Raw genomic sequence first — 11,619 nt, 5'->3', positions numbered from 1 at the left:
TTGGAAAGGGAGGTTTCGCTATAATGGCAGAAACACCAGATCATCGAGTCAAAGAAGTTAATTTAAATAAAGAAATGCGAACGTCTTTCCTAGATTATGCAATGAGTGTTATCGTTGCTCGTGCCCTTCCTGATGTGCGTGACGGACTTAAACCCGTTCACCGCAGGATTTTATATGCAATGAATGATCTGGGAATGACTTCTGACAAGGCCTACAAAAAATCGGCTCGTATTGTCGGTGAAGTAATTGGTAAGTATCATCCGCATGGTGACTCAGCTGTGTACTTCACGATGGTTCGGATGGCGCAGGATTTCAGTTATCGTTATATGCTTGTTGATGGACACGGAAACTTTGGTTCTGTCGATGGAGATATGGCTGCTGCGATGCGTTATACGGAAGCGCGGATGTCAAAAATCTCGATGGAACTTTTGCGAGATATCAATAAAGACACGATTGATTATGAAGATAACTATGATGGTTCGGAAAAAGAGCCGTCAATTTTGCCAGCACGTTTTCCAAACTTGCTTGTCAATGGTTCATCTGGGATTGCGGTTGGGATGGCTACAAATATTCCAACGCACCATCTTGGTGAAGTCATTGATGGGGTCCTTGCATTAAGTCATAATCCAGATATTTCGATTCGAGAACTAATGGAATATATTCCGGGACCTGACTTCCCTACTGCTGGTCTTATTATGGGACGTAGCGGAATTAGACGGGCTTATGAAACAGGACGTGGATCCATCACTGTTCGTGCTCGCGTGGATATTGAAACAAAGAGTAATGGAAAAGAAACCATTTTGATTACGGAATTGCCTTATCAAGTGAATAAAGCACGGCTGATTGAGCGGATTGCTGAATTGGCTCGTGAGAAGAAAATTGATGGAATTACTGAACTGAATGATGAATCTGACCGTTCAGGTATGCGGATTGTCATTGAAGTTCGTCGTGACATTAGTGCAAGTGTAGTTGTCAATAATTTGTATAAAATGACAGCACTACAAACTACTTTTGGGATTAACATGTTGGCGCTTGTTGACAGCCATCCAAAAGTGTTGAATTTAAAACAAATTCTATATCATTATCTAGAACATCAAAAAGTCGTTATTCGTCGTAGAACTGAATTTGATTTGCGTAAAGCGGAAGCACGTGCGCATATTTTGGAAGGTTTACGAATTGCACTTGATAATATTGATGCCGTGATTAGTTTGATTCGAGGATCGAAGACAACTGAAATCGCTAAAGAAGGCTTGATGACACAATTTAGCTTGTCTGAAAAGCAATCACAAGCCATTCTCGATATGCGTTTGCAACGTTTAACAGGTTTAGAACGCGAGAAAATCGAGGAAGAATACAACAATTTGATGCAGCTAATCAATGAATTAAAAGCGATTCTGGCTGATGAAGAACGTATTCTCGAAGTTATTCGTGAAGAATTAGAAGAAATCAAACAGAAGTATAGCGATAAACGCCGCACAGAAATCTTAACGGGAGACCTTGTCAGCATTGAAGATGAGGACCTTATTCCTGAAGAAGAAGTGGCAATTACATTAACGAAAAAAGGCTACATCAAGCGTTTGCCGCTGTCTACGTATCGGAGTCAGCGCCGTGGTGGTCGTGGAATTCAAGGCATGTCCACTCATGAAGATGACTTTGTGGAACATTTGATCGCAACGAGCACGCATGATACTCTCCTATTCTTTACGAATACAGGGAAAGTCTACCGGGCGAAAGGTTACGAGGTTCCTGAGTACGGACGTACGGCAAAAGGAATCCCGCTAATCAATTTGCTAGGCATTGAAAGCCAAGAACAAGTGAATACGGTCATCAATTTAAGTGAATTCACTGATGATGATTATCTCTTCTTTGCAACGAAACACGGTGTTGTGAAGCGCTCTGCCCTTTCTCAATTTGCGAATATCCGTCAAAGCGGTTTACGTGCAGTGGATCTTCGTGAAAATGATGAACTCATCTCTGTTCAAATGACTGATGGCAGTAAGAAGATGATTATTGCAACGAAAGCAGGTCAATCAATTTATTTCCCAGAAGATAATATTCGGGTAATGGGTCGTACGGCTGCTGGAGTGCGCGGAATTCGTCTTCATAATGATGATGAAGTAATTGGCATGGAAGTGCTTGAAGATGACCAGAACGTGCTTGTCGTGACGGAGAACGGTTACGGGAAACAAACCCCTGCCGAACAGTATCCGCTTCGTAATCGTGGCGGTATGGGTGTTAAAACCGTATCTATTACTGAAAAGAATGGTCCACTTGTTTCGATGAAGACCGTTTCTGGCGATGAAGATATCATGTTGATGACGATTCATGGCGTCTTGATTCGTTTTGAAGTGGAAACTGTATCTGAAACTGGAAGAAGCACGATGGGTGTGAAACTGATTCGTTTGGATGAAAACGAAAAAGTTGCTACTGTTGCTAAAGTTCCTAAAGAAGATGATGAAATACTTGAGGAAGAAGAAACAGAAGACGATCAAACCTTAAGAACAGAAGTTCCAGATGAAAGTTTTGAAGAAGACGGACCAAACTTAGAAGAATAATGAAATTATATGCGGATGGCACGTTGAGATTCTTCTCAATGTGCCATCTGTTTTTTTATGAATAAAAATTTACAGTCAAGTAAGATTGAAAAAAATCAATGAAATGATTATCATTATCATAGTAGTCTATTTTAATAGCAAACCTTGTGCAGAAAGTAGGAGAAAGAATGACCAAGAAAAACAAGGATTCGCAAAATGTTGAAATTTGGGCGGATCTTGTCAACATAAAGGATTTGATTCTTGCAATCATTATTTGTATAGGATTTACCATGGGAGGTTATTTTATTGCTCCCGGGAAAGCACCAATGCCCCTTTTCTTTGGGCTAGGCGGTGCCATCATCGGCTTCATCATTTCAAGTTTAATCATCAAGCCGAAACGAACGCTTCGTGAAAGTGATGAGACGGAGGCGACTGACAAATGACGCTTCAACTTGTGATTGAAATGATTCTTGATTCTGTTCTCGCAGCTGGAATTTATACGATTATTGGGATTGCTCCCGGGACAGATGAAACAGCAGTACTTGCTCCTGTGACTCTTGCTCTCGTTTTATTAGGCGTTTCGCCGATGGTTGTGCTTGCTTTTTTTGTTTCGGCTGTTGTGACGCTTAATTTGACGGACGCAGTACCTGTCGCTGTTGCAGGAACACCGGGTGGGGTTATGGCCTCGCCAATGGTCCCTTATGGGCTCACCTTGAAAGAGGCTGGTCAATCAGTTGTTGGGATACGCAAAATGGCTTCTGGTGCTGCTATCGGAACAATTGTGGCTGTTCCAATTAGTTTAGCTTTGGCAGGTCTTTTGGCCCCGCTATCCGAAGTGATTACGAAGTACTCGGCCCCTGTTTTCTTTATTGGCGCTATATTTCTTGCCTTAGTAAGTAAAAATAAAATTTTATCGTTACTCGCTATTTTACCTTTCAGTTTGCTCATCGAGGGAATGCGTTATTTGTATTGGGGTGTTGGCGCGGTTCCTGAAACGAAAACGATCACGATTTCATTTTTCCTTGGGATTACGATCGGTCCGATGATTTTTAGTATGATTTCGCTGCTGAATAAAGAACATCGTGAAAAATTGCCTAAACAAGATAAGCGCGAGATTGTGATTGCAAATGTTGAAAAACAAAAGGGATTTCCTAATCCGTTCAAGGTATTAACGAAGCAAGAATCTTGGGCGACGCTTGGAACTTCTATTGCTGGCTGTTTTACCTTTTTTATGAGTCCGGTTGGAATGACAGTGCTATTTGGTGAAGCGGTTGTGAGCCGAGTGAAGAATCCGATTAAGAAGGCAAAAATTGCTCTGGCTAGTATGGAAGGTTTGGCACATTCGACTTATTTGGCGGGGCTATTGATTCCACTTATCGCACTTGGGGTTCCCCTGTCGCCTGTTGCGATTGGTCCGGCAAATCCGCTTTTTAATGCCCCTCCTGTTTTCACGTTAGAGAAAAATATGCACCACTTGCTCACGATGTCGGAATTCACGATTGCAACGATTGTCGGTTCAGTTGTAGGACTTGGACTAACATATTATGTTATCATGAAGTATTCCCAGCAAATTTGTCGTTTTGTGTTTAAATTTATTCCACATGAAGCGATTTTAGGATTATTTATTGCGCTTGTCATGATGCTTAGCTACATGGATGGTGGATTTATCAATATGATGGGTGTACTTCTTGTCGCAATTGTGTCAGGCGCACTTAGTCGACTCGGGATCAACTTTGGTGTGTTATTTATGACGCTTTATGCTGCACCTTGGATTGTCACAACGTTATTCTAAAATCAGGAAGGAATGGAGCCAATTGGCTACAGGACGTGCAACTGCAAAATTAATACTATGTGGCGAACACGCTGTTGTTTATGGTGAACCTGCAATTGCTGTACCTTTTTCGCAGGCTGTCATTGAAACAGAGGTTTTGCCAACTAATCAAAAAACTAAATTCTCGTCTGCTTTTTTTACAGGCGATTTGGATAATATGCCCCCGATTCTCTTTGGGATTAAAGAAATGGTCGAGGCCATTTTAACGAAGATTGGAACGGAACCCGTTTTGATTCGCGTTTTGACGGAAATACCAATCGGACGTGGTCTCGGCTCAAGTGCTGCGGTAGCGGCAAGTGTAGCCCGTGCCTTATTTGCCTATTTTAAGCAAGAACTGACAGATGAGGCGTTGCTCGAATTTGTAAATCAATCTGAAAAAATAGCTCATGGGAACCCAAGTGGTATCGATGCAGTCACGGTTGTAACTGAAAAGCCAGTTTGGTTTGAAAGAGATTTGGCCCTTGAAACGATGCACTTTCATGAAAAGCTCTTTTTGGTAGTAGCTGACACGGGGATTCCCAGTGAGACGCGCGCCGCGGTTGCGGATGTTGGAAGGTTGCTTGAAACGCAGCCGAAAAAATTCAAACCGATGATTCAGGAACTTGGAAATATTTCCCGGGAAATACGGAAGCAACTTGAAGGTGAAGCGGACATTCAGCAAGTAGGAAAAGCGATGAATGCTGCTCAAGCTATTTTGGAGGAACTTACGGTTAGTGATGCAAGCCTAGAAAAGCTGATTCATGTAGCCTTGCAAAATGGTGCAGCGGGTGCGAAGTTGACCGGAGGCGGACGTGGCGGTTGTATGGTAGCTCTTGTTTCTAGCAAAAAGCAAGCTGAATCGTTAGTGAAGGCTCTCCATGAAGCGGGTGCTAGTGAAGAATGGATTTTTACGATTGGAGAAGGAACGCATGAAAGTAACAGCGGTAGCTCACACCAATATAGCGCTTATTAAGTATTGGGGTAAACGGGATGAAAAGTTGATTTTGCCTTCCAACAGCAGTTTATCAATTACGCTTGATAAGTTTTTTACGGAAACCACTTTTGAATGGATCGATTCGCAGAAAAAGGATCTACTCATTTTAAATGGTGAGGAACGCGAAGACAAGAAAGTTCAGCGGTATTTGAATGTTTTGCGACATGAATTTGGTATTACTTCGCGCGCGGTGATCCATTCGGAAAATCATGTGCCTACTGCGGCAGGGCTGGCTTCTTCTGCTTCGGCGTTTGCAGCTCTTGCAACTGCGGCTTCAGCGTCACTTGGGCGAAAGGATTCGAAGATGGCTCTATCTCGACTCGCCCGGCTTGGATCTGGCTCTGCTAGTCGTTCTATTTTTGGCGGCTTGGCGATTTGGCAAAAAGGTGAAAATGCGGATGGATCGGATTCTTATGCGGTTCCTTTTGAAAGTGATTTAACTGATCAACTTGCTGTTGTCGTCGCGATTGTGTCTGATCAACCTAAAAAAATTTCCAGTCGAAATGGAATGAAACAAACGGTTCTTACCTCCCCTTTTTTTGCTGAATGGACGAGAACAGCTGAACTGGATTTGGAAGCTATCAAAAAAGCTTTCGCGAACTCTGATTTCACACAAGTTGGTGAGATTTTGGAGCATAATGCAATGAAAATGCACGCAACAACATTAAGTGCCAACCCGCCATTCACGTATTTTAGTCAGGAATCACTGCTTGTGATGGAAGCTGTGAGAGAGTTGCGGGCTGACGGAATTGAAGCTTATTTTACAATGGATGCTGGACCAAATGTTAAAATTGTATGTTTAAGGCAAGACGAAGAAAAGGTAGCCAGTCGAATTGATCAATTGGTAGGTCGCGTTTTAATTTGTCACGCAGGTGAAGGAGCTAAGGTGATTCAGAATGAAAATTAAAATTAAAATTCCTGGAAAACTTTATATAGCAGGTGAATATGCAGTAGTTGAATCTGGCCACACGGCGGTTTTAGCTGCAGTGGATCGCTACATCACATTGGTTCTTGAAGACGCGCCAAAAAATGAACTCAAAATTCCGCATTATGAAGACCAAGTGACTTGGAAAACGGGCGAAGAGATGAAAGCAAGCGGAGAACACTGGTCATTTACAGCTGAAGCGATCAATACCGTGACGGCTTATTTGAAAGCTCGGGGAATTCCGCTTACGCCGGTTAAGATGACGATTCAAACAGAATTGATCGATGCTTCCGGTTTTAAATACGGACTTGGTTCAAGTGCTGCGGCAACAGTGGCTGTTGTCAATGCGCTGCTTGAAAAATTTGCGCCAGAAACAGATTTGCTGACAAGATTTAAACTTGCTGCCCTTTCACATCTTGTTGTGCAGGGAAATGGTTCTTGCGGAGATATTGCTTCTTGTATGTATGGTGGCTTTATTGCCTATACAACTTTTGATCAGGAATGGATCAAGCGGCATTTGCCTTATGAATCTTTAAACTGGTTTATTGAAAACGATTGGCCAGCTTTAAAAATTGAAAGACTAACGATGCCTGACTGGCCATTTTTAGTTGGTTGGACGGGGAAACCTGTTAGTACGGGTCGTCTTGTTTCTGAAATTCAGTTGTTTAAGCAAAAAAATCAATTGGCTTATAAGCAATTTTTAGCGGATTCAACAGCCGCCGTCAATCATTTGCTAACTGGGTTAAAAAAACAAGATCAAGCCATTGTATTTGAGGCGATTAAGGAAAATAGAGGCTTACTTCAAAATCTCGGCTTGCAGGCAGGAGTACAAATTGAAACGGAGCTCCTTGAAAAATTAGCTCAAATCGCGGCGGATTGTTCTGGTGCAGGAAAATCATCTGGTTCTGGCGGCGGCGATTGCGGTATTGCTTTCTTGCCTGACTCTAAAGCGGCGGAAAAGGTCAAAAGTACTTGGCAAAAAGCGGGAATTATGCCACTTCCATTTCATGCGGGACAAGTGACGATTAAAAAATAAAGGTTAAAAACTCGATCTGATTTCACTAGGTCGGGTCTTTTTTTGTTTGTGAAAAATTTAATATGTGCAGCCTTTGAATAATTGATAGATATAGGTTATAATATTAAGCGAATATGCACATAGTGTTTTTTATTGCTTGAGAAGTTTGTGAAAATAATCGAATACATGCTTTGCGGGAGTAGAAAACGAATCAGGAATTTTAATATTTTATGCGCGTTATACGAATTGTATACTTCAAAAGGAAAAGAGGGGATTAGGGTGTCAAAGATACTGAAATCATTGCTTCTTACCGTTTTAGCTGGATTTCTAGCTGTATTGAGCGGTTGTGGTGATTTAGCGGTACTAGATCCAAAGGGACCGGTTGCCAAAGATCAGAGTAATCTAATTATCTATTCGATATTCTTCATGCTACTGATCGTGTTAACCATTTTTGTGTTGCTTACGATTATTCTATTTAAATACCGTGAACGAAAAAATCCAAAGAATTACGAACCAAATATGCACGGGAGCCGTAAACTGGAAATTTTATGGACGCTTATTCCAGTCGTAATCGTTATTGCACTTGCAATTCCAACTGTCAAAACGATTTATGCGGGCGAAGAAGCTCCAAAAGTAACATCGCATAAGGATCCAGTTGTGATTTATGCGACGAGTGTAGACTGGAAATGGATATTCAGTTATCCAAATGAAAGTATCGAGACTGTCAACTATGTACATATTCCTACAGATCGACCAGTTCTCTTCAAATTAACATCTGCAGATACAATGACTAGTTTTTGGGTGCCGCAATTAGGTGGTCAAAAATATGCCATGACTGGTATGACGATGAACTTGTATTTACAAGCTGATGAAGAAGGAACTTATAAAGGACGCAATGCGAACTTTAACGGAGAAGGCTTCCATGAACAACGCTTTAACGTAATCGCACAATCTGAAAGCGACTATAAAGCGTGGGCGAAGAAAACAAAAGATAATTCTCCACTGATGACACAAGATATTTATGACCGTTTGCTTATTCCAGAAGGTTCGAAAGAAAAGAGTTATTCAGGAACTCACTTAGCCTTTGTTGATGTGGCTGCAGACCCTGAATATGTCTTTTATGCGTATGAACGTTTTGGCTACAAGCTAACGAATCCGCATAATCCAAATGAAAAAGTGACAATTTCTGATAAGCCACTTAAACCCGCTCGTCCAGTTACGGTTACAAATCCGCAATTTGAACGGCACAACATGGATCCAATGATCATTAAAAATGGCGAGAAATATCACTCAGATAAGCACTATGATAAAGAAATGAAGAAAATGGAAGACGACATCCAAACGAACGAATTTAATAAAAAAGAATCTGACCATGAGGGCCATTAAAGGGGGAAACTAAAACATGAAATGGAACGAATTTATCATCACTGGCGACCCTCTGATCTTAGGTGCGCAAGTGTCGATTGCACTCGTTAGTATTGGGATTGTCGTGCTGTTAACGTACACGAAAAAATGGAAATGGCTTTTCAAAGAATGGATTTCTTCCGTTGACCATAAACGGATTGGAATCATGTATTTGATTGCTGCTGTTTTAATGTTCTTCCGGGGCGGCGTGGATGCGCTCATGATGCGTACCCAACTTGCTTTACCTGGAATGAAGTTTTTAGATGCACAGCACTATAACGAAGTCTTTACAACACACGGAACGATCATGATTTTGTTCATGGCGATGCCGTTTGTTATCGGGTTAATGAACATCGCAGTACCGCTTCAAATTGGCGCACGCGACGTAGCATTCCCATTCTTAAATAATTTGAGTTTCTGGACATTCTTCATGGGGGCAATGCTTTTCAACTTGTCCTTTGTAATCGGCGGTTCTCCAGCAGCAGGCTGGACAAACTATGCGCCACTTGCAGAAGAATTTAGCCAAGGTTATGGAATTAACTTTTACTTGCTCGGTGTTCAGATAGCCGGGATAGGAACGCTTATGACAGGGATTAATTTCTTTGTCACGATAATGCGGATGCGTGCTAAAGGCATGACGCTGATGAAAATGCCAATGTTTACTTGGACGATTTTGATCACTTCCCTAATTATCATCTTTGCTTTCCCTGTTTTGACAGTGGCACTTGCACTCATGTCATTTGACCGCTTATTCGGGACAGCATTCTTTACGCTAGCAAACGGAGGTTTACCGATGATGTGGGCCAACCTTTTCTGGGTTTGGGGGCATCCGGAGGTATACATTGTTATCCTGCCAGCATTCGGGATTTTCTCAGAAGTTATTTCTACCTTCTCGAAAAAGAAACTGTTCGGTTATCCAGCCATGGTTGCTGCCATCGTTGTCATCTCCATTTTGAGTTTCATCGTTTGGGTCCATCACTTCTTCACGATGGGTTCAGGTGCGCTTGTTAACTCATTCTTCTCGATCACGACGATGATGATTGCAATACCAACTGGGATTAAAATATTCAACTGGCTATTTACGATGTATAAAGGCCAGATTCGATTTGATACACCAATGCTTTGGTCGCTTGCTTTCATACCAAACTTTGTTATTGGTGGGGTAACTGGGGTTATGCTTGCCATGGCCGCGGCTGACTATCAATATCACAATACGTATTTCCTTGTATCTCACTTCCACTATGTGTTGATCGCAGGAACCGTATTCTCTTGTTTCGCCGGTTTAATTTACTGGTATCCAAAACTGTTTGGCTACAAGCTGAATGAAAAAATTGGTAAATGGTTCTTCTGGATCTTTGTAATCGGCTTTAATGTCTGCTTCTTCCCACAATATTTCTTGGGACTCGACGGCATGCCACGTCGACTTTACACTTATACACAAGGAGACGGTTGGACAACCTTAAACTTTATTTCCTCTATCGGAGGATTCCTGATGGGAATAGCATTCTTAATTCTTTGCTGGAATATCGTTTACAGCTTCAAACATTCAAAACGCGAAGTAAGTGGCGACTCGTGGGACGGAGCTGGGCGTACACTTGAATGGGCAACAAGCTCTGCGGTTGCACCAAAATATAACTTTGCAATTCTACCAGAATGGCACAGCATTGATGATTTTTGGAATAAGAAGCAAGAAGGCAAGTCTTACTTGGACGATAAAAATTATCAGCCTATTCATATGCCAAGCAACACAATGCTCGGATTTGTGATGTCTGTCTTCTTCTTCATCGGCGCGTTTGGTCTTGTCTTCTACTGGTACTGGCTTGGACTCCTTGGAGGACTAGGCGTACTAGGCTGCATGATTTATCGTTCTTTCCAAAAAGACGATGGTTATCATGTTTCAGTTGAAGAAATTCGTGCGACAGAAGAGCATGCTGCTCACGAACGTGAAACGGGCGTAAAGGAGGGTAACCCATGGAATCTGTAAAAACAAATTCGAACCTTCCACTTGAGTATCAATCTGAACAAGGGAGACTGAACATTCTTGGCTTCTGGATTTTCCTTGGTGCAGAAATTGCGCTTTTTGCAACGCTTTTTGCGACTTATTTTGTGATGATGAAAGCCGGTTCGAATGCGGGACATCCGCCAGCAGAGATGTTCGAACTACCGCTTGTACTTATCATGACATTCTTGCTACTTACAAGTAGTTTCACTTGTGGTTTAGCTATTGGTGAAATGCGAAAAGGTAACACGAAAATGTTGATGGTTTATTCGATCATCACATTACTTCTAGGTGCTGGCTTTGTTGGATTTGAAATCTATGAGTTTACACATTACATTATGGAAGGCGTAACGATGCAAGTTGGATCTTACTGGTCTTCGTTCTTCGTTCTACTTGGAACTCACGGAGCCCATGTAACGATCGGTTTATTCTGGATTACGTTTATCCTCATTCAAATTAAAATGCGCGGTTTGACGCCACGTGCAGCATCCAAAGTCTTTATTTCAAGCCTATATTGGCATTTCTTGGATGTTGTCTGGATTTTCATCTTCACGGGTGTCTACCTGTTAGGGATGGTGAACTAAATGGCTGAAAACAAGAATACAAATAGCGCACATGCTGAATCGGGTATTCCGTGGAAGCATATCATTGGGTTTGTTTTATCCATCGTATTAACTTTGCTAGCTGTTTGGGTAGCACTTTACTCTTCGCTTAACTATAGCGTGAAGCTAGTCATTATCTTCATCTTTGCATTCATTCAAGCAGCCTTACAGCTTTTGATGTTTATGCACATGACAGAAGGTCGCGATGGCCGTATCCAAGTCGGCAACATCCTTTTCGCAGCGTTTATTGCGATTGTGGTTGTCATTGGCTCTTATTGGGTCATGGAAATCGGACATATGAACCATTTAATGTAAAATTTTATTAAAATAAAACAG

At 41.8% G+C, this 11,619-nt stretch carries 10 protein-coding genes; all 10 read left to right on the top strand.

Going from position 1 to position 11,619, the window contains the following annotated elements:
• Positions 1–23: 23 nt before the first annotated feature.
• The 10 genes from gyrA (at position 24) to qoxD (ending at position 11,598) form a co-directional block, all read left to right on the top strand.
• Positions 24–2,555, top strand: coding sequence for a DNA gyrase subunit A (gyrA, locus tag HCK02_RS02895; protein WP_167628636.1), 2,532 nt, complete (start codon positions 24–26; stop codon positions 2,553–2,555).
• Between the two features lie 167 nt (positions 2,556–2,722).
• Complete coding sequence (locus HCK02_RS02890; protein WP_115753567.1) at positions 2,723–2,977, top strand: hypothetical protein; 255 nt, start codon at positions 2,723–2,725, stop codon at positions 2,975–2,977.
• Positions 2,974–4,326, top strand: coding sequence for a tripartite tricarboxylate transporter permease (locus tag HCK02_RS02885; protein WP_167628635.1), 1,353 nt, complete (start codon positions 2,974–2,976; stop codon positions 4,324–4,326). The genes HCK02_RS02890 and HCK02_RS02885 overlap by 4 nt, the downstream gene beginning before the upstream one ends.
• 22 nt (positions 4,327–4,348) lie before the next feature.
• Positions 4,349–5,317, top strand: coding sequence for a mevalonate kinase (gene mvk / locus HCK02_RS02880; RefSeq protein ID WP_167628634.1), 969 nt, complete (start codon positions 4,349–4,351; stop codon positions 5,315–5,317).
• Entirely contained in the window at positions 5,274–6,245 is a 972-nt protein-coding gene (mvaD, locus tag HCK02_RS02875; RefSeq protein WP_167628633.1) for a diphosphomevalonate decarboxylase, read from the top strand. The genes mvk and mvaD overlap by 44 nt, the downstream gene beginning before the upstream one ends.
• On the top strand, positions 6,235–7,299 hold the full coding sequence (locus HCK02_RS02870) for a phosphomevalonate kinase (protein ID WP_167628632.1): 1,065 nt from the start codon (positions 6,235–6,237) through the stop codon (positions 7,297–7,299). The genes mvaD and HCK02_RS02870 overlap by 11 nt, the downstream gene beginning before the upstream one ends.
• A gap of 258 nt (positions 7,300–7,557) precedes the next feature.
• On the top strand, positions 7,558–8,664 hold the full coding sequence (gene qoxA, locus HCK02_RS02865; protein WP_167628631.1) for a cytochrome aa3 quinol oxidase subunit II: 1,107 nt from the start codon (positions 7,558–7,560) through the stop codon (positions 8,662–8,664).
• Positions 8,665–8,680: 16 nt separating this feature from the next.
• Positions 8,681–10,666: a cytochrome aa3 quinol oxidase subunit I gene (gene qoxB / locus HCK02_RS02860; RefSeq protein WP_167628630.1), complete on the top strand. Its 1,986-nt coding sequence runs from the start codon at positions 8,681–8,683 to the stop codon at positions 10,664–10,666.
• Positions 10,654–11,265 carry a cytochrome aa3 quinol oxidase subunit III gene (qoxC, locus tag HCK02_RS02855; RefSeq protein WP_167628629.1) on the top strand — a complete coding sequence of 204 codons (612 nt, stop codon included), beginning with the start codon at positions 10,654–10,656 and terminating at the stop codon, positions 11,263–11,265. Before qoxB ends, qoxC begins: the two co-directional genes overlap by 13 nt.
• Positions 11,266–11,598, top strand: coding sequence for a cytochrome aa3 quinol oxidase subunit IV (qoxD, locus tag HCK02_RS02850; RefSeq protein ID WP_167628628.1), 333 nt, complete (start codon positions 11,266–11,268; stop codon positions 11,596–11,598). It abuts the gene before it with no gap.
• Positions 11,599–11,619 lie beyond the last annotated feature (21 nt).

The sequence above is a fragment of the Listeria valentina genome (genome assembly GCF_011800755.1).
Classification (GTDB): domain Bacteria; phylum Bacillota; class Bacilli; order Lactobacillales; family Listeriaceae; genus Listeria; species Listeria valentina.
Note: the sequence above shows the minus strand (reverse complement) of the source record. Positions and strands in the feature narration are given on the sequence as shown.

Bases quoted from the DNA above. Each gene is read 5' to 3' on its own strand.
- HCK02_RS02885 (WP_167628635.1), top strand. From the start codon at position 2,974: ATGACGCTTCAACTTGTGATTGAAATGATTCTTGATTCTGTTCTCGCA.
- qoxB (WP_167628630.1), top strand. From the start codon at position 8,681: ATGAAATGGAACGAATTTATCATCACTGGCGACCCTCTGATCTTAGGT.
- gyrA (WP_167628636.1), top strand. From the start codon at position 24: ATGGCAGAAACACCAGATCATCGAGTCAAAGAAGTTAATTTAAATAAA.
- qoxD (WP_167628628.1), top strand. From the start codon at position 11,266: ATGGCTGAAAACAAGAATACAAATAGCGCACATGCTGAATCGGGTATT.
- HCK02_RS02870 (WP_167628632.1), top strand. From the start codon at position 6,235: ATGAAAATTAAAATTAAAATTCCTGGAAAACTTTATATAGCAGGTGAA.
- HCK02_RS02890 (WP_115753567.1), top strand. From the start codon at position 2,723: ATGACCAAGAAAAACAAGGATTCGCAAAATGTTGAAATTTGGGCGGAT.
- qoxC (WP_167628629.1), top strand. From the start codon at position 10,654: ATGGAATCTGTAAAAACAAATTCGAACCTTCCACTTGAGTATCAATCT.
- mvaD (WP_167628633.1), top strand. From the start codon at position 5,274: ATGAAAGTAACAGCGGTAGCTCACACCAATATAGCGCTTATTAAGTAT.